The 18159-nt window shown below is 49.3% G+C and carries 20 protein-coding genes; 17 read left to right on the forward strand and 3 right to left on the reverse strand.

The genetic code is table 11. The annotated features are described in order from the left end of the window. Positions 1-11 precede the first annotated feature (11 nt). The 5 genes from ACLTOQ_RS13200 to ACLTOQ_RS13220 all read left to right on the forward strand — a co-directional run bounded on the left by ACLTOQ_RS13200 (position 12) and on the right by ACLTOQ_RS13220 (position 3554). Positions 12-1079 carry a SufB/SufD family protein gene (locus ACLTOQ_RS13200; RefSeq protein ID WP_412319620.1) on the forward strand — a complete coding sequence of 356 codons (1068 nt, stop codon included), beginning with the start codon at positions 12-14 and terminating at the stop codon, positions 1077-1079. Continuing rightward, complete coding sequence (locus tag ACLTOQ_RS13205) at positions 1057-2277, forward strand: aminotransferase class V-fold PLP-dependent enzyme (protein WP_412319621.1); 1221 nt, start codon at positions 1057-1059, stop codon at positions 2275-2277. Before ACLTOQ_RS13200 ends, ACLTOQ_RS13205 begins: the two co-directional genes overlap by 23 nt. Then, positions 2267-2722 (forward strand): Fe-S cluster assembly sulfur transfer protein SufU, encoded by a 456-nt coding sequence (gene sufU / locus ACLTOQ_RS13210; RefSeq protein WP_021915358.1) that lies wholly within the window; start codon positions 2267-2269, stop codon positions 2720-2722. Before ACLTOQ_RS13205 ends, sufU begins: the two co-directional genes overlap by 11 nt. Beyond that, positions 2715-3143 carry a GNAT family N-acetyltransferase gene (locus ACLTOQ_RS13215; RefSeq protein ID WP_021915357.1) on the forward strand — a complete coding sequence of 143 codons (429 nt, stop codon included), beginning with the start codon at positions 2715-2717 and terminating at the stop codon, positions 3141-3143. The genes sufU and ACLTOQ_RS13215 overlap by 8 nt, the downstream gene beginning before the upstream one ends. 72 nt (positions 3144-3215) lie before the next feature. After that, complete coding sequence (locus tag ACLTOQ_RS13220) at positions 3216-3554, forward strand: cyclic-di-AMP receptor (protein WP_021915356.1); 339 nt, start codon at positions 3216-3218, stop codon at positions 3552-3554. A gap of 329 nt (positions 3555-3883) precedes the next feature. On the opposite strand, the gene ACLTOQ_RS13225 is transcribed toward ACLTOQ_RS13220, so the two are convergent. After that, positions 3884-4417 carry a hypothetical protein gene (locus ACLTOQ_RS13225; RefSeq protein WP_412279212.1) on the reverse strand — a complete coding sequence of 178 codons (534 nt, stop codon included), beginning with the start codon at positions 4415-4417 and terminating at the stop codon, positions 3884-3886. After that, positions 4414-5619, reverse strand: a complete 1206-nt coding sequence (locus tag ACLTOQ_RS13230; protein WP_337560840.1) for an FprA family A-type flavoprotein — start codon at positions 5617-5619, stop codon at positions 4414-4416. The genes ACLTOQ_RS13225 and ACLTOQ_RS13230 overlap by 4 nt, the downstream gene beginning before the upstream one ends. A gap of 208 nt (positions 5620-5827) precedes the next feature. Here ACLTOQ_RS13230 and ACLTOQ_RS13235 point away from each other — a divergent pair, with 208 nt between their 5' ends. The 8 genes from ACLTOQ_RS13235 (at position 5828) to ACLTOQ_RS13270 (ending at position 14290) form a co-directional block, all read left to right on the forward strand. Continuing rightward, entirely contained in the window at positions 5828-8365 is a 2538-nt protein-coding gene (locus ACLTOQ_RS13235; protein WP_412319622.1) for a homocysteine S-methyltransferase family protein, read from the forward strand. Positions 8366-8408: 43 nt separating this feature from the next. Continuing rightward, positions 8409-8834 (forward strand): hypothetical protein, encoded by a 426-nt coding sequence (locus ACLTOQ_RS13240; protein WP_412319623.1) that lies wholly within the window; start codon positions 8409-8411, stop codon positions 8832-8834. A gap of 96 nt (positions 8835-8930) precedes the next feature. Next, on the forward strand, positions 8931-10547 hold the full coding sequence (gene ilvB, locus ACLTOQ_RS13245) for a biosynthetic-type acetolactate synthase large subunit (protein ID WP_412319624.1): 1617 nt from the start codon (positions 8931-8933) through the stop codon (positions 10545-10547). Between the two features lie 19 nt (positions 10548-10566). Beyond that, positions 10567-11055 (forward strand): acetolactate synthase small subunit, encoded by a 489-nt coding sequence (gene ilvN / locus ACLTOQ_RS13250; protein WP_021915350.1) that lies wholly within the window; start codon positions 10567-10569, stop codon positions 11053-11055. A gap of 250 nt (positions 11056-11305) precedes the next feature. After that, entirely contained in the window at positions 11306-11827 is a 522-nt protein-coding gene (gene ilvN / locus ACLTOQ_RS13255) for an acetolactate synthase small subunit (protein ID WP_262584627.1), read from the forward strand. Positions 11828-11903: 76 nt separating this feature from the next. Then, entirely contained in the window at positions 11904-12920 is a 1017-nt protein-coding gene (gene ilvC / locus ACLTOQ_RS13260; RefSeq protein WP_021915348.1) for a ketol-acid reductoisomerase, read from the forward strand. 301 nt (positions 12921-13221) lie between these two features. Then, positions 13222-13455, forward strand: coding sequence for a hypothetical protein (locus ACLTOQ_RS13265; RefSeq protein WP_147365068.1), 234 nt, complete (start codon positions 13222-13224; stop codon positions 13453-13455). Continuing rightward, positions 13442-14290, forward strand: coding sequence for a hypothetical protein (locus tag ACLTOQ_RS13270; RefSeq protein ID WP_412319625.1), 849 nt, complete (start codon positions 13442-13444; stop codon positions 14288-14290). Before ACLTOQ_RS13265 ends, ACLTOQ_RS13270 begins: the two co-directional genes overlap by 14 nt. A 21-nt stretch (positions 14291-14311) precedes the next feature. Here ACLTOQ_RS13270 and ACLTOQ_RS13275 read toward each other — a convergent pair whose 3' ends face one another. After that, positions 14312-14827 carry a DJ-1/PfpI family protein gene (locus ACLTOQ_RS13275; RefSeq protein WP_337560845.1) on the reverse strand — a complete coding sequence of 172 codons (516 nt, stop codon included), beginning with the start codon at positions 14825-14827 and terminating at the stop codon, positions 14312-14314. 422 nt (positions 14828-15249) lie between these two features. Between ACLTOQ_RS13275 and ACLTOQ_RS13280 the strand changes: the two genes are divergently transcribed. From ACLTOQ_RS13280 to ACLTOQ_RS13295, 4 genes are all read left to right on the forward strand, one after another. Further along, positions 15250-15735 carry a GNAT family N-acetyltransferase gene (locus ACLTOQ_RS13280; protein WP_021915343.1) on the forward strand — a complete coding sequence of 162 codons (486 nt, stop codon included), beginning with the start codon at positions 15250-15252 and terminating at the stop codon, positions 15733-15735. A gap of 16 nt (positions 15736-15751) precedes the next feature. After that, positions 15752-16330, forward strand: coding sequence for a nitroreductase family protein (locus ACLTOQ_RS13285; RefSeq protein WP_262584631.1), 579 nt, complete (start codon positions 15752-15754; stop codon positions 16328-16330). A gap of 156 nt (positions 16331-16486) precedes the next feature. Next, on the forward strand, positions 16487-17524 hold the full coding sequence (locus ACLTOQ_RS13290; protein WP_412319627.1) for a S66 peptidase family protein: 1038 nt from the start codon (positions 16487-16489) through the stop codon (positions 17522-17524). An 11-nt stretch (positions 17525-17535) separates the two neighbouring features. Continuing rightward, complete coding sequence (locus ACLTOQ_RS13295; RefSeq protein ID WP_412319628.1) at positions 17536-18105, forward strand: N-acetyltransferase family protein; 570 nt, start codon at positions 17536-17538, stop codon at positions 18103-18105. Positions 18106-18159 lie beyond the last annotated feature (54 nt).

Raw genomic sequence — 18159 nt, forward strand, 5'->3', positions numbered from 1 at the left:
TAGGAATCAACATGGATATGAAAATAAATTTCCTGCCTGCAAAGACCTGGAACTGGCTTCGGATGAATGAAACGGAAGTAAAGCAGGTAAAAGCAGACAGACAGGCTTTGGAAAAAGAAGAAATTCCGGAAACGTTTGCGGTAGAAGCAAGCACACTGGAACCGATCAAAACCGGTATGGGACCGGACATGGACAAGCTGGCAGAGCAGTCAGGCTTTGCAGCAAAAGCTTACCGGATGCCTGCAGGCATAAAAGAGGCAGCTGCGCTGCGTCTTGGCTTTGTCTGTAAGGATCAGACTGCAAGTCTGGATCTGATCGATCTGATTGCAGAAGAAAACAGCGAGATGACCGTTGTGATGGATTATGCATCCGATGCAGATGCAGAGGGACTTTGCAGCGTGAGAACCCGCGCAAAGGTCGGAAAAGGCGCACTGCTGCGTCTCGTTCAGATCGATTGCCTCGGCAAAGGGTTCCGTGTTTTAAATGATGTCGGAAGCATCTGCGAGGATCAGGGACGCATTGAAATGGTGCACATTTTCCTGGGCGGCGGAAAGATTTATCAGGGATGCCGGACAGAGCTTCTCGGAAATGAAAGCTCCCTGCAGTCCGATATCGGTTATCTGTTACAGGACGATCAGCGTCTGGACATGAACTATGTGGCGCTGCATGAGGGAAAACGTACAAACAGCGAGATCAATGCGTCCGGCGTATTGAAGGATGCGTCTTCGAAATTGTTCCGCGGAACGATCGACTTTCAGCACGGCTCAGCAGAATCTGTCGGAGCAGAAAAAGAAGATGTGCTGCTGATGGGCGACGATGTGGTAAATCAGACCATTCCGCTGATTCTCTGTGCGGAAGAGGATGTCAAGGGCAGCCATGGCGCATCGATCGGACAACTGGATGAAGAGACGCTGTTTTATATGCAGGCGCGCGGGATTTCGGAGGAACAGGCATATGCACTGATGGCGGATGCGAGAATCGAAGCGGTATGCCAGAAGATTCCGGATGAAACTGCGCAGAAACTGGTAAGAGCTTATCTGGGAGGAGATGCAGCTGATGAATGTGAAGAAAATTCGTGAAGATTTTCCACTGCTTCTGGCAAATCCGGATCTGACCTATCTGGACAGTGCGGCGACTTCCCAGAAGCCTGCGTGCGTGCTGCGGGCAGAACGGGAGTTTTATGAATGCCATAATGCGAATCCGCTGCGCGGCCTATATGAACTGAGTGAGAATGCGACGAAATGTTATGAAGATGCCCGCAAAACGGTACAGCACTTTATTGGTGCAGCCCGTCCGGAAGAGATCGTTTTTACGAGAAATGCAACGGAAAGCCTGAATCTGGTCGCTTACAGCCTGGGAAGCCTGCTGCTGAAACCCGGAGATGAAGTGGTAGTCAGCATTATGGAGCATCACAGCAATCTGCTGCCCTGGCAGCATGCGGCAAAACGTGCCGGAGCACAGTTAAAGTTCGTGGAATGCTCCAAAGACGGCAAAATCACGCTGGAAGACGTGGCAGCTGTCCTGACGGAAAAGACGAGAATTATGGCAATTACCCAGATGTCCAACGTGTTAGGCTGTGTCAACGATATCAAAGGCATAGCCAGCCTCTGTCACGAAAAGGGCATCGTACTGGTAGCGGATGGCGCGCAGAGTGTGCCGCATATGCCGGTCAATGTGGCGGAGCTGGATGTGGATTTTTTGTCCTTTTCCGGACATAAGATGCTGGCTCCGATGGGAATTGGTGCGCTGTACGGCAAGATGGAGTGGCTGGAAAAAATGCCTCCTTTCCTGACCGGCGGCGAAATGATTGAATATGTGACCCGCATCGGTGCAACCTATGCTGAGGTGCCGCATAAATTCGAGGCGGGAACCGTCAACGCTGCAGGCGCGTATGCGCTGGGCGAAGCGATCCGTTATATCGAAGGAATCGGTTTTGAGGAGATCACAAAGCGTGAGGATGAGCTGACAGCGCTGGCAATGGAAGAGATGAAGAAGAATCCGTATGTGCATATCATCGGCTCCGACCGCCCCGAAGATCATCATGGTATTTTGGCGTTTACGGTTCAGGATGTGCATCCCCATGATGTGGCTGCGATTCTGGATTCCGATAAAATCGCTGTCCGCGCGGGACATCACTGTGCACAGCCGCTGCTGGCGTATTTAAAAACACCGTCCACGACACGTGCGAGCCTCGCTTTTTATAATACGGAAGAAGAAGTTCTGCGCTTTACGCAGAGCCTCAAAACACTGAGAAGGAGAATGGGGTATGGAGAGTAAGACCTTTTACAATGAGAGTCTGACAGAGCATAATGTACACCCTTATCATAAGCACACCCTGGAGGGTGCAAACATGGCGCTGGAGGGTGTAAATCCCAGCTGTGGGGATGACATCGTCCTGCTGTTAAAGGTAGAAGATGACAAGATCGTAGACGGCGCATTTCAGGGAGACGGCTGTGCGGTGTCGCAGGCATCTGCAGATATGATGCTCGATCTGATTATCGGCAAATCCAAGGATGAAGCACTGCGCCTGGCAGATATTTTCCTGCGCATGATTCAGGGCAAGGCTTCGGAGGAGGAAATGGACGAGCTGGAGGAATCCTCGATCCTGGCGGATGTGGCGCATATGCCTGCGCGTGTAAAATGTGCCTGTCTCGGATGGCATACCGCAAAGGAAATGCTCGAAAAAGGCCCCGGCTGCAAATGTGAGGCATGTCATGAATAATCGCTTCCGGTTTGATGCTCCGTCCGTTGCAGACGAAGAAGAATTAGACGATCAGCTGGTTGCATATAATTTACGGAAGGTTCCCTGCAGACAAGGGGAGCCTTTTGTTAAATTCTGCCGCTGCGCCTATAATGAAAAAAATGAACTGGTCGGCGGTGTGCTGGCATGCAGTATCCTCTGGAACATACTGTCGATTGAGTCTGTATGGGTGGCGGAGAATTACCGGGGACAGGGCATTGCTGCCAGACTGTTAAAAGAAGTAGAAGAAGAAGCGAAAGCAGCAGGCTGTTATATGGCACAGCTGGATACGTTTGATTTTCAGGCACCGGGCTTTTATGAAAAGCAGGGCTATGAAATATTCGGTACGCTTACCAATGCACCAAAGGGACATACACATTATTACATGAAGAAGACGCTTTGAGATTGCTTTTTTTCGGTGGTCTGTATATAATAGAAAAAAACTGCAACCCATCGCGGACAGGAGGAATCTGTTATGAAAATGATATTTGCCATGCTGCATTCGGAAGATGTGGATGAAACCGTAGAAGAGCTGAACAAGGAAAAATACTGGGTAACCAAGCTCTCTACCACCGGTGGCTTTTTGAAAAACAAGAACGTCACGCTGGTCATCGGTACGGAGGATGAACAGGTTCCCGGCGCACTCAAGATTTTAAAGGAATGCGCAGGTGCGCGTCAGTCCGTCAAATATACGATGCCCTCCATGTCGACCGGAAGTCTTGGCCCTGGCGCAAACTCGATGATCCCGATCGATATGCAGGTCGGCGGATGTACCGTCTTTGTAGTGGATGTGGATCAGTACGAGAAATTCTGAGGCTGGACGCTGGCAGGTGTGGGCGTTCGGAATGCCCAACGCTGGCAGCAGAAAGCTGTGAACCGATGCTGTATGCAATAAGGATGAGATAAAAAATAGAAAACCGCTGTAGTTTCTACATGCTTTCCGGGTCGGAGTTTAAAACTGACTCTGAAAGATGTAAAAACTACAGCGGCTTTTTGTTGTGGCGAAAAACCGATCTTGCGTTCGCTGTGTCGCAGGCGTCACAAGGTAGCTGGGATCGCAGAGCCGAACTGGACGTTCGTCTCGCGATTCCTTTGGCGCAAAGCGCCTGCGGAATGGAGGTTTTTATGGGAAAACACGACCGCTCACTCTGCCGTTCCGTCGCTGGTATCCGGCAAATCTCCGCCCGTCCAGTCGGTTGTTTCGTGAATGATGGTAATCTCTTCATCGTCCGGCGTCCTGCCCTGCAGCATGATGCCGATGTAATGGATTCGTTTCATTGCGCGCTGATAATGTTCCTGTGCGGCGCTGGCGCGTTCCTGGTCGAAAGTCTCTGCACTGCAGGCTTCGTGGTACAGGCTGTCCGCTTCCTGCATGTGTTCCGCCGCCTGGGCAGCCAACTCGTCGATTCCGGCGTCGGCATAGCGCTTCGGAACGGAGATGTCCGCGAGGCTGTCCGTCAGGGCGGTCAGTTCATCCAGACCGGAAAGCAGCTCCTCCTGTGCAGTTTCGGAAGACGGATCGATCTGCTCGAGTGCCAGCGTTCCGGAAGAAAACGCATCATAAAATGTATTCATCTGGCTGGTGTAATCGGTCAGGGCAGAATCGCTTCCGCAGCCGGAAAGGGAAAGGGCAAGCAGCAGGGACAAAGAAGCCAGCGCTGTTTTTGCGCGCATCATCTCGTACAAGACGCCAGAATGCGGTCTTTGAGGGCGCATAAGGCGGCAAGGGAATCTTCCTTGACAGAGGATTTTACGGTAACGACAGGCTCCAGGACGTTCATTTGCTTCATTTCAGAAAACAGCTGCTGCATCTGCTTTGCGCTGACAGGACCCCAGGTTCCGTTTTCAATCAGTCCGATGGTGCGGTTCTGCAGGCTCAGTGCGCCCATATCGTGAAGGAAGTTGTACATAGCAGGGTAAACGCCATTGTTGTAGGTGGGCGCTGCAAAAACAAGATGGCTGCAGCGGAACGCTTCCGCGATCAGGACAGAGACGTCGGTGACGGAAACATCGTAGAGCGCGATATTTTTTATGCCGCCCTCTGCAAGTCCGGCTGCGAGGATGTTGGCTGCATTTTCGGTGTCACCGTACATGGAGGCATAGAAAATTGCAACAGCGTTGTCTTCGGGAACATATCTGCTCCAGAGGTCATATTTGCTCAGCAGGTATTCCAGGTTTTCTCTCCATACGGGACCGTGCAGCGGGCAGATCGTGCGGATGGAAAGGGCAGAGAGCTTTTTGAGTGCTGCCTGTACCTGTATTCCGTATTTGCCGACGATATTGCAGTAGTAACGTCTGGCATCATCGAGCCAGTCGCGGTCGAAGTTTACTTCATCTGCAAACAGATGGCCGTTTAATGCGCCGAAGCTGCCGAACGCATCTGCGGAAAACAGGATCTGTTCGGTCTCTTCATAAGTAACCATGACTTCCGGCCAGTGCACCATCGGTGCGAGGAAGAAGTGCAGGGTATGGGAGCCGAGGCAAAGGGTGTCACCCTCTTTGACAGTCAGGGTGCGTCCGGTTAAGTCGAGGTCGTAGAACTGGCTGACAAAGGCGAAGGTTTTGGCGTTGCCCACAAGCGTCAGGTGCGGATAACGCAGCAGAAGCTCTGCGATATTGGCGCAGTGATCGGGCTCCATATGGTTGATGATCAGATAATCTAACGGTTTGCCGTTTAAGCTGTGGCTGACATTTTCCAGATACTGTCTGGTGACGGAAGCATCCGTTGTGTCCAGCAGGGCGGTTTTTTCATCAAGGATCAGATAAGAGTTATAGGAAACACCGCGCGGAATAGGAAAAAGGTTTTCAAATAAAGCAAGGCGACGGTCGCTTGCGCCGACCCATACGACAGAGTCGGATACGTTTCTTGTACAATACATAAGCGCTCCTTTTCATTTTTTGAAGTAAGAATGCCGCAGCAATCGCGCATTCTGCGTCCTGTCTGCAGGCTGTTTTGACCTCTATAGGATACCGCATTTTGGATTTTGTGACAAGTGAAAACAGTTCGTCTTTTCTTTTCCGGAAAATCGTGCTAGAATAGTATAAACTTTTTCAATGCACAGAGGAAAAGTGCAGAAATGAGGAGCAATGACAAAAGAAGAATTTCGCAGGCTGGCACAAAGTGGTCTGCTTTTTCTGGACGGGGCAACCGGCTCGAATCTTCAGAAGCAGGGAATGCCTGTCGGGGTGTGCCCGGAGCTATGGATTACAGAGCATGAAGAGATTATGAGCGGACTTCAGAAAGCATATCTGGAAGCAGGGACGAATATTCTGTATGCCCCGACCTTTACGGCAAACCGGATCAAATTAAAGGAATTCGATCTGGAGGACCGGATAGAAGAACTGAATCATAAATTAGTCGAAATCTCCAAAAGGGCTGCCGATGGGAAGGCGCTGGTAGCAGGCGATCTGACGATGACAGGGCAGCAGCTAAAGCCGATGGGCCCGCTGGATTTTGAAGAACTGATCGACGTTTATAAAGAACAGATCCGGTATCTTACAGAAGCAGGAGCAGACCTGCTCGTGGTGGAAACGATGATGAGCCTGCAGGAATCGAGGGCGGCGCTCATTGCGGCAAAAGAGACGTGTCCGGACATTCCGGTCATGGTGACGATGACGTTTGAATCGGACGGAAGAAGCCTGTTCGGGACAGATGCGGCGACGGCGGCGATCGTTTTGTCGAGCCTGGGCGCAGACGCGGTCGGCGCAAACTGTTCAACCGGACCGGATCAGATGGCAGAGGTCATCCGCAGGATGGCGAAGGTGACGGATATCCCCATTATCGCAAAGCCAAACGCAGGACTTCCGTCTTTGGATGAAAAAGGGCAAACCGTTTATGATATGGGACCGGAGGAATTCGGCGCAGATATGGAGCTTTTGCTGGACGCAGGGGCGCAGATTTTGGGCGGCTGCTGCGGCACGACGCCGGAGCATATCCGCAAAATGACCCACAGGCTGGCAGGAAGACCGGTTCCGGTGCATGGAAACCTGACGCAGAGAGCACTGACTTCGGAACGCGCGTCCCTGACCTTTGACCTGGACGGACCGTTTCTGATCGTTGGAGAACGAATCAATCCTACCGGTAAAAAGAAGCTGCAGCAGGAGCTGCGCGAGGGCAGCTTTGAACTTGTAACGCAGTTCGCACAGGAGCAGGAAGAACGCGGTGCGTCGATTCTGGATGTCAACATGGGCATGAGCGGAATCGACGAAAAGGCGATGATGCTGCAGGCGCTGGAAGAGGTAGCGGGTGTGACGAAGCTGCCGCTGTCCATCGATTCCAGCCATGTGGACGTGCAGGAGGAAGCGCTTCGGCGTTATCCGGGACGCGCACTGATCAATTCGATTTCGTTGGAATCCGAAAAGTTCGAAAAGCTGCTGCCGTTGGCAAAAAAATACGGCGCGATGTTTGTCCTTTTGCCGCTATCGGACGAGGGACTGCCCAAAAATTTGAATGAGAAGATTTCCATCATCGAAAAAATTGTGGCGCGCGCGCTGGAATTGGGCATGAAAAAGACGGATATTATTGTGGACGGTCTGGTGGCGACGGTCGGCGCGAACAAACAGGCGGCGTTGGAAACGTTGGAAACGATCCGGTATTGCCATAGAAACGGTCTGGCAACGACTTGCGGACTTTCGAATATTTCGTTCGGCCTGCCGGAAAGAAGCTGCGTTAACAGTGCGTTTCTGACGATGGCGATCGCGTCCGGACTGACGATGGCGATTGCAAATCCGAGCCAGGATATTTTGGTCGGCGCTGCATTTGCGTCGGATCTTTTGTTAAATAAAGAAGACAGTGATATCCGTTATATCGAATTTTCCGGTCAGGCAAAGGAACGTCGGGAAGAGGCGGATGCCAAAAAGGAAGCGCTGCTTCGGCAAAGCCTGCAGGCATCTGAAGGCAGCACTGTGACGGCAAACCAGCCGGGAAATACGGAAGTCCAGGACGGCGCGACCCGGCAGAAAGCAGCGGGTACAAAAACACCACAGCAGCAGGCGGCAGAGCGGGTGCGAGAGGCGGTGCTAAAGGGAAAACGCAAAATCGCAGAGGATTTGACGAAAAAAGCGCTGGAGGCTGGCAATTCCCCACAGGAGCTTTTGCACGGACAGCTGCTTCCGGCGATCAACGAGGTCGGTGAGCTGTTCGATAAGGGAAAATATTTCCTACCGCAGCTGATTGCGAGTGCGGAGACGATGAAGCTGTGCATCGGCATTTTGGAGCCGCTGCTTTTGCAGGATCAGACTTCGGAAAAGATGCCGGTAGTCGTCATTGCGACGGTTGCGGGGGATATCCACGATATCGGCAAGAACCTCGTCGCGCTGATGCTGAAAAACTACGGCTTCCAGGTCATCGACCTCGGAAAGGACGTTCCGAAAGAGAAAATCATAGAAGCTACAATCGAGCACAACGCACAGATTATCGCACTTTCTGCCCTGATGACGACGACGATGCAGGAAATGAGAAATGTCGTTGAATATGCGAAAGAAAAGGGTGTAACGGCAAAAATCATGATCGGCGGTGCAGTAATTACGCAGGATTATGCAGATGAAATCCATGCAGATGGCTATTCTCGGGATGCGGCGGACGCCGTCCGGCTGGCAAAGCGCCTGGTCGGAATGCAGGAGTGAGATCAGCGCTGCTTTGAAAAATTTCCAACAGGGGGAAGATCAGATGGAAGAAAGATCCAGGGATGTGATCAGTTTGCTGGAAGAGCTGACAGAGCAGAACAGACAGCAGACGGCTTCGTTAAAAAAGCAGCTTTTCGTGACGAGAATTTTGGCTGCGGCAGGCTGTGTTCTGGCAGCGGCGGTCATCGCAGTTTTTCTGCTTATCGTCCCGCCGATGCTGCAGATTATCAGTCAGGGACAGGAGACGCTGGTGGAAGCGACAGACACGCTGCAGACGGCGCAGGAGACACTGACGGATATTCAGACGCTGTTTGATGAAAACGGTCTGGTTTGGCAGAGCAGCGAGGCGTTAAGCCAGGCGACGGAGAAGTTAAACCGGATGGACATCGAAAGCTTAAACAGCGCGATCCGTGATCTGGGAGCAGTCGTGGAGCCGTTGGCGGAGTTTTTCGGGAAGTTCAAACGGTAAAACGATAGTTTAAGATGATAGAATTAAGATGAACATACAGAGGTGTGATGAATCGCACAAAACGCTGACAGGGTGGCAGCAAGGAGGAGATGCAGCATGAATGGTGCACAGGCAATGGTAAAATGCCTTGAAAATGAAGGCGTAGAAATGGTATTTGGATATCCGGGGGTTGCGATCTGTCCGTTTTATGACAGCCTGTTGGATACGGATATCAAATCTGTTCTGATCCGGACGGAGCAGAATGCGGCGCATGCAGCCAGCGGTCTGGCTCGCGTGACCGGCAAGGTGGGCGTATGCGCGGTAACGAGCGGTCCCGGTGCGACAAACCTGATTACTGGTATCGCAACAGCTTTTGCAGACAGCATTCCGCTTGTGTGCATTACCGGACAGGTCAACAGCGAGTTGATCGGCAGCGACGTGTTCCAGGAGGCGGATATCACTGGAGCGGCGGAATCCTTTGTCAAATACAGCTATCTGGTCAAAAATGCAGAGGACATTCCGCAAATTTTTAAAGAAGCGTTTTATATTGCAAATACCGGCAGAAAAGGTCCTGTCCTGATCGACGTTCCGATCGATGTGCAGAATGCGCCGGTACGCAAATTCAAATATCCGGACAGCGTGAGCATGCGCACCTATAAACCGACTGTAAAAGGACATATTGTGCAGATCAAAAAGGTAATTGCCGAGCTGGAAAAGGCAAAGCGTCCGGTCATCTGCGCAGGCGGCGGCGTGCTGCTTGGCGATGCGCAGAAGCTTTTACGGGAATTTTCCCACCGTCACAAAATTCCGGTTGTAACAACTATGATGGGCATCGGCGCGATGCAGACAGAAGACCCGCTGTATTTCGGTATGGTCGGCAACAACGGCGCACCGTGCGCAAACCGCGCAATGAACGAGGCGGACATGATAATTATGGTCGGCGCGAGAGTGGCGGATCGTGCGGTCAACCAGCCGGAAATCATCACGAAAAATAAGGTGCTCGTCCATATGGATGTCGATCCTGCGGAAATCGGAAAAAACGCAGGCCCGACGATTCCGCTGGTCGGCGATGCAAAACACATTTTTTCCGATATGCTTGAACAGGAGTTAGACGGGGATTACAGCGAATGGGTAGTCTGGCTGCAGGAATATGAAAAGACGATGACAGATACGAGAAAGCCCGATCCTGCCTTTGTCGATCCGGCGGAGTTCGTGCGCAGGCTTTCCGATAAAATGGAGCAAGACGCAGTTTATGTGGCAGACGTGGGACAGAACCAGATCTGGTCATGCAGAAACTGCAAGATCCGTGAAGGCAGCTTTTTGACCTCTGGCGGTATGGGAACGATGGGCTATTCCATTCCTGCGGCGATGGGCGCAAAGCTGGGCGCACCGGGCAGACAGGTCGTTGCAGTCTGCGGTGACGGTTCGTTCCAGATGTCCATGATGGAATTTGCGACGATGCGTCAGTATCAGGTTCCGGTGAAAATTGTGGTAATTGCAAATCATTATCTTGGTATGGTAAGGGAGTACCAGCAGAATACTTACAAGGGACGTTACTCTGTCGTAGAGCTCGGCGGCGGTCCTGATCTGGAAAAGCTGGCACAGGCCTACGGCATGGACTTTATCCGTCTGGAGGCTCCGGACAAGATGGACGAGGCGATCGACGCCTTTTTAAAGGATGAGGACGCTGTTTTGATGGAATGCGTCATCAATCCGATGGATACGGTAAAATAACGGAGGGAGGAACAAACCGATGAAGAAGATATATTCTGTACTGGTGGAAAACCGCTCCGGTGTTCTCTGCAAGGTTGCGGGGCTGTTTTCCAGAAGAGCGTTTAACATTGACAGTCTGGTGGTTGGAGAGACAGACGATCCGAGTGTTTCCTGCATGACGATCGTATCCAGCGGCGATAACCACACGTTAGAACAAATCGAAAAGCAGTTAAATAAGAAACTGGATATCATTAAAGTAAAGACCTTCGACGAGCCGGCCAGCATCAGCAGGGAGCTGATGCTGGTGAAGGTAAAATATAACCGGAACAATCGCAGGGATATTATGGAAATCTGCAACATTTTAAAGGCGCAGATCGTAGATATGAGCAAATATCAGATGATGATCCAAATCTGCGACGTGCCGGACCGCGTGCAGTTATTCTTAAAGATGCTCAATTCAATCAGCATCGTGGAAGTTGCCCGCACCGGAACTGTGGCGCTGCAGAAATGCCACGATCAGGAAAACTGAATGGGGAAGCTGTTGCAGGTGCAGTGAGGACATTACATTCTGTAGACAGTTTGGCGGGATTTTGATATCAGCGATCCTGCGTTATAACACAGATTTTGCGTAAAATAAAAAGTCATAACTTCCGGTTATGAATGACATGCCGGAAACTCATACGTTGACATGCTATGCGAACATTGCTAAAATAAAGCGCATAGGGTGATCAGGCAGCCCGGCAGAAGAACCGGGTGCTGTACAGGGAGGAAACGAAGCGATGCATAAGAAGGCATTTCAGCTAATTGTTGACAATACCTCCGGCGTATTAAGTCGGATTTCCGGGCTGTTTTCCAGACGGGGTTACAATATTGAAAGCATTACTGCAGGCGTAACGGCTGATCCGCGTTTTACCCGGATTACCATTGTAGCCAGCGGAGATGATGAAATCCTCGATCAGATAGAAAAGCAGGTCGGTAAGCTTGTGGATGTCCGGTATATCCGTGAGCTGGAGCCGGATTCCAGCGTATTCCGCGAACTGGCGCTGATCAAGGTAAGGGCCAATGCCAAGGAACGGGAAGGCATTATCGCAGTTGCAAACGTGTTCCGTGCCAAGATCGTGGACGTCGGGGCAGAGAGCCTGGTCATTGAAGTAACCGGCTCCCAGAGCAAGCTGGAAGCATTTTTAAATCTATTGTCCGGCTATGAGATCCTGGAGCTTGCAAGAACCGGTATTGCGGGACTTACAAGAGGTGTAGACCGTGTGGTTTACATCGATGAAGAGGACAACAAAAATCTTTAATGTACAATGTTACTGATAGGAGGCTGACCTCCTTTTCAGAGATAGAAGCAGATACCAAAATATGGAGGATACCAAGATGGCAAAGATTTATTATCAGGAAGACTGCAACCTTTCTTTATTGGAAGGTAAAACAATTGCAGTGATCGGTTATGGCAGCCAGGGACATGCACATGCATTAAATGCAAAGGAGTCCGGATGTGATGTCATTATCGGCCTGTATGAAGGTTCCAAGTCCTGGGCAAAGGCTGAGGCACAGGGCTTTACCGTATACACTGCTGCAGAAGCTGCAAAGAGAGCAGATATCATCATGATCCTGATCAACGATGAGCTGCAGGCAGACATGTACAAGAAAGACATCGAGCCCAACCTGGAGCCCGGCAACATGCTGATGTTCGCACACGGCTTCAATATCCACTTCGGCTGCATCAAGCCTCCGAAGGATGTAGACGTAACCATGATCGCTCCCAAGGGACCTGGTCATACCGTTCGTTCTGAGTATCAGGCAGGCAAGGGCGTTCCGTGTCTGGTTGCTGTTGAGCAGGATGCTACCGGCAAGGCATTGGATCTGGCTCTGGCATATGCACTGGCAATCGGCGGCGCAAGAGCAGGCGTTTTAGAGACTACCTTCCGTACCGAGACAGAGACAGACCTGTTCGGCGAGCAGGCAGTTCTGTGCGGCGGCGTATGCGCACTGATGCAGGCTGGTTTCGAAACTCTGGTAGAAGCTGGCTATGATCCGAGAAACGCATACTTCGAGTGCATCCATGAGATGAAGCTGATTGTTGACCTGATCTATCAGTCCGGTTTCGCAGGCATGAGATATTCTATTTCCAACACTGCTGAATACGGCGATTACATCACCGGTCCTAAGATCATTACCGAAGATACCAAGAAAGCAATGAAGAAGATCCTGTCCGATATCCAGGATGGTACTTTTGCAAAAGAGTTCCTGCTTGACATGAGCCCCGCAGGCCGTCAGGTACACTTCAAAGCGATGAGAAAGCTCGCAGCTGAGCATCCTTCTGAAAAGGTTGGCGAAGAAATCCGCAAACTCTACAGCTGGAACGGCGAAGACAAACTGATCAACAACTAAGCAAAAAAGAGAGCCGCAAGGCTCTCTTTTTTGCGCTACTTCTAAATTCCGCAAGGAATTTAGAAGGTTCCAAGTGTAAGGGAACCGTAAGGTTCCCTTTTTTGCGCTACTTCTAAATTCCGCAAGGAATTTAGAAGGTTCCAAGTGTAAGGGAACCGCAAGGTTCCCTTTTTTGCTTAAAGTTCTCTTTGACAATCCCCACAACTGTGTTATCATAGTTTTAAAGCATATTTTCTACCAGCAGATTAGCGCTTTTAGCGCATCTTTATGAAATCTTATTCTATTCCGGAAGTCTATGCTTTTGAACCAATTTCTATCAGTTTCATTTATTGAAAAAGCGGGGGATTTTACAGATGACGTGGGGAACCTGCAACCGGGAAATCGTATCTCCTGCAAAACAGGAGGTGTGAAACGTAGCGAGAAAAAACAAGATAAAGCCGGATGTCGTATTAAAAAACTTCTGGAAAAACAACGCGCATTTTGCGGATTTATTCAATGCAGCGGTGTTTCAGGGAGAACAGGTGCTGAAACCTGAAGATCTTAAGGAAGCTGATACGGATGTTTCGTCTGTATTGAAATTTAATGGGCATGCGGAGACAGTACAAAAAGTCTGGGACGTCGTAAAGAAAACGGCTTACGGAGTGGATTTTGTACTCTGGGGGTTGGAAAATCAGGAGAGGATTCATTATGCGATGCCGCTTCGGCATATGATTGGTGACTGTTTTTCGTATTTAAAAGAGTACCATGAAATTGCGGCTAAGAACAGACAGGAGAAAGATTTTGTTTCATCCGATGAATTTCTTTCGAATTTTAAGAAAACAGACCGGCTGCATCCGGTAATCAGCCTGTGCGTTTATTATGGAGAAGAAAAATGGGATGGTCCGGGATGCTTAAAAGACATGTTGAAAATTCCGGAAAAATTACAGTCACTGGTATCGGATTACAGCATGAACCTGCTCCAAGTAAGAACGAGTAAACCGATGCAATTTCGTAATCCTGATGTAAATACGGTGTTTGAGGCAAGCCGTTTTATTTACGAGAAGGATTATGAAAATTTAAATGCAATTTATGAGAACAAAGAAATTACATCAGAGCTTGGGCTTGTCATTGGGACGATTACTAACTCCCAAAGTCTAATTGATCGGGCGTTGGAAGCAGAAGAAAAAGAAGGAGGACAAATGCTTATGTGTAAAGCACTGGAAGAGCTGAGAATGGAAGGTGTTCTGCAGGGGCGAACAGAGGGAATTCGGGCAACTGTCAAAACCTGTAAAAGGTTTCAGATCAGCAAGGAGGCAATCATTGAGACGATCGGAAAAGAGTTTTCTATGCCAGAAAAAGAGGTCGCAGAATATGTAGAAAAATACTGGTAACGCAGAAAAAGACTGCCGGAGTTACTGCATCCTCCGGTAGTCTTTCCAGAATGAGATCGTTTCCTGCAGATCTGCCTCATCCTGAAATAAATTCATCTTTTTTGCAACTTCGATTGCAAAATCGACATATCCATTCGCACGGGAGGTGATGACCTGATCGGTAACCGCAACGTCGAGATCAGAAGAATGTGTAGACACAACCCCGTCCAGAATTCCGGCATGATCAAGTACATCAACCCCGGCACAGATGGCGGCGAGAATACCGCCCCTTGATTTGATGTCCTTTAAGCAGTTCCATACAATCGGATTGTCAATTGCCTTGATATTTCCGCCTGGAACGATCGCAAGTTCTATTTCATCCGGAGCAATATCGGTCAGTTTACCGGAAACATTGATTGAATAACCCTCCATCGCTGTAATGGGAGTTCCATCCGGAGATACAAACAAAACTTCCTTGCCGGCAAAGTGCAGGAAATAATTTAAAATGACAATTTCATAAATACAGCTTGTTGGATATAAAAGAACAACAGTTTTCATGAGAAACCCTCCTTACAGCAGATGATAGCTGCGGCTTATACATGCTTTTTTTAAAGCATATTTTTTTGTAAACACGAAATATGCGCTCGAAAGAGATAAGTGTGAACGATAATGATATAACTGAATTGTAACAGAGTGCGAAGAAAGAGAAAAGGAAAAATTGTTTTTTAATGCGCAGTATTGTATGATAGGTATTAAAAGTTCACCTGTGTCTTTCAACAGGCAGGCTTCGCATGGAAAGGCGCGAGGAATAGTGTGAAAAATAAGCGTGATCGCTTATTTTTCACACAGCTATTTGTGCCGCAGGCGTCACAAAGTAGCTATGATCGCAGAACAGAACTGGAAGTTCTGTTCGCGATTCCTTCGGCGCAAAGCGCCTGCGAAATGGAGATTAGGATGAAAACGGGAAAGGAGAAAACAGAATGGAGCTGGAAGCGTTATCGAAACGTTTTTTTGTGAGAGCATTGGAAACAGAAGATGTGGACATCATTTATGATCTTTGTTCTAAAAACAAACTGTTTTATGAATTTCATCAACCATTTGTAACCAGAGAAAGTATCCTAGATGATAGAAATGCGCTGCCGCCTGGAAAGAGCAAAGAGGATAAAGCGTATATCGGATTGTTTGACGGGGATATGCTGGTTGCTGTGATGGATCTGATTTATGGATATCCGACGGAAGAGATCGTATGGATCGGATTTTTTATGATGGATACGGCATATCAGAACCAGGGAATCGGGACACAGATCATCCAGGAAGCAGTGGAAGCAATGAAAAACGCAGGCTATCGGGAAATCCGCCTGGGCGTAGACTATGGGAATCCGCAAAGCTTCGCGTTCTGGAGCAAAAATAAATTTGTGGTAATACAGGAAAAAGAATACATTGTGATGCAACGAGTTTTATCCTAAGACAGAGGAAATCCATATGAATGATCTGATGAATTTGTTAAAAGAAAGACGAACTTACCGGAGATTTTGCCAAAAGCCCATTTCGGAGGAAATTCTGGCAGAGATCCTGACGGCGGCGCGGTACGCGTCCAGCGCGGCGAATAAACAGCCGTTGAGCTATGTCGTTGTGAAAACGCCCCAAAAGGTGCAGGAGGTTTTTGCAGAGACGAAGTGGGCGGCATATCTTCCGAAGGAACAGGGACAGCCGAAGGCTGGAGAAGAGCCGGTGCTGTTTATCGGCGTGGTGCAGAATTTGAAATTCAACCCGAACTGCGATACGGACGCCGGGCTGGCGATTTCGAATATGACGCTGGCAGCGTGGAATCATGGGGTCGGAAGCTGTATCATAGGCGCGTGCAACCGGCAAAAGCTTTCGGAGCTGTTTGGATTGACGGAGGATCAGAAGCTGCATACGGTGGTGGCATTTGGTTATCCATCCCATATCAGCAGGATTGAGAATGTCGAAAAGGATGGCGATATCCGCTACCATCTGGATGAAGACGGAAATTATGTCGTTCCGAAACGGAACCTTGAAGATGTCGTAACCTGCATTTGAAAGCTATGAGGACGAAAGATTGAAAAACAATAGAATACACGCTCTGCGAGCATTCTATTGTCATGAATAAAATTTTCAATCACGAGATTTGTATCTGCGTGCACTTGATACAAACTCGACATGCGTAAAAAGCGTGCGCAGAAATGAGAGGAAAGAATGGTAAAAAACATCGCAATCGTAAGCCTGTCCTCCGGTACGATCGGAGAAGCCTTTGCGGCACATGAAGTGGAAATCGGAATCCGGAGACTGAAAGAATATGGCTTAAACGTCATTATGATGCCGCATGCGCAAAAAGGCATCGAATACGTCAAAAATCATCCAGAAGATCGGGCAAAGGATCTTTTACAGGCATTTTTGGACGATTCCATCGAGATGATCCTGTGCGCGATCGGTGGGGACGACACCTATCGGCTGCTGCCGTATCTGTTTGAACATAAGGAATTGCAAAAAGCGCTGAACAAAAAAATCTTTCTGGGGTTTTCCGATACGACAGTCAACCACCTGATGCTGCATAAGCTGGGGCTGAATACCTTTTACGGGCAGTCGTTTCTGGCGGATATCTGTGAGATGGATCATGAAATGCTTCCATATACGGCAACCTATTTTGAAGAGCTGATTCGGACCGGGAAAATTGCAAAAATCGAGCCGAGCGACGTCTGGTATGAGGAACGGACGGACTGGTCGCCTGCTGCAGTCGGCACGGCGAGAATCGCGCATCCAAACGAAGGCTTTTTGCTGCTGCAGGGAAGTCCTGTTTTTCGGGGAAAAATTCTCGGCGGCTGTCTGGAAGTGCTGTATGATATTTTCGATAACAACCGCTACGCAGACTCAGTTTCGATGTGTGAAAAGTATGAGCTGTTTCCGCCAAAGGAGGACTGGGCAGGAAAAATTTTGCTTCTGGAAACCTGCGAAGAGCAGCCAGTGCCGCAGCTGTACCGAAAAATGGTTCAGACGTTGAAAAAGACCGGGATTTTCGAGGTGATTTCCGGAATCATTTGCGGCAAGCCGATGGATGAACTGTATTTTGAAGAATATAAAAAAATACTCGTAGAAGAAGTGGCTGATCCGACGCTTCCCATTGTGGCAAACGTCAATATCGGACATGCGACGCCAAGATGTATCATTCCGTTCGGGGTGAACGCTGTGGTGGATGCGAACCGGCAGCAGATTACTTTTTCCTATGAGGACAAATAAAGGGGAACCATATGGAAAAAAACATATTACAGATCAGGGTAGCGACTAAGGAAGATGCCGAAGCACTTCTGGCAATTTATGCGCCCTATGTAGAAAAAACAGCAATCACATTCGAATATGAGGTTCCCTCTATAGAAGAATTTCGCTGCAGAATCCAGGAAACGCTGAAAAAATATCCCTATCTGGTCGCAGAAAAAAACGGGAAAATTGTCGGTTATGCTTATGCGGGGGCCTTTCATGCCCGTCCGGCCTATGACTGGGCGGTGGAGACCTCCATCTACGTCTCAGAGCTTCAGAAAGGAGAAGGAATCGGGAAAGCTCTGTATAAAGCGTTGGAAGAACAGCTTTCCCGGCAGCATATCCTGAATTTAAACGCCTGCATCGCCTATCCGGAAACAGAGGACGAGCATCTGAACAAAGACAGCGTACGCTTCCATACACACCTTGGCTACCGGATGGTTGGGGAGTTTTACCAGTGCGGGTATAAGTTCGACCGCTGGTATAACATGGTATGGATGGAAAAGCATATCGGGGCACATCCGTCGAATCCAGCGAAGGTGATCTGGTTTTCCGAACTCTGAGGCATGTACTTCCCTATTGACAAGGTAGGAATAGTGGGGTACATTTAAAAATGC

It is taken from the genome of Gallintestinimicrobium sp. (assembly GCF_046968865.1).
In the GTDB taxonomy this organism is placed as follows: Bacteria; Bacillota; Clostridia; order Lachnospirales; family Lachnospiraceae; genus Gallintestinimicrobium; species Gallintestinimicrobium propionicum.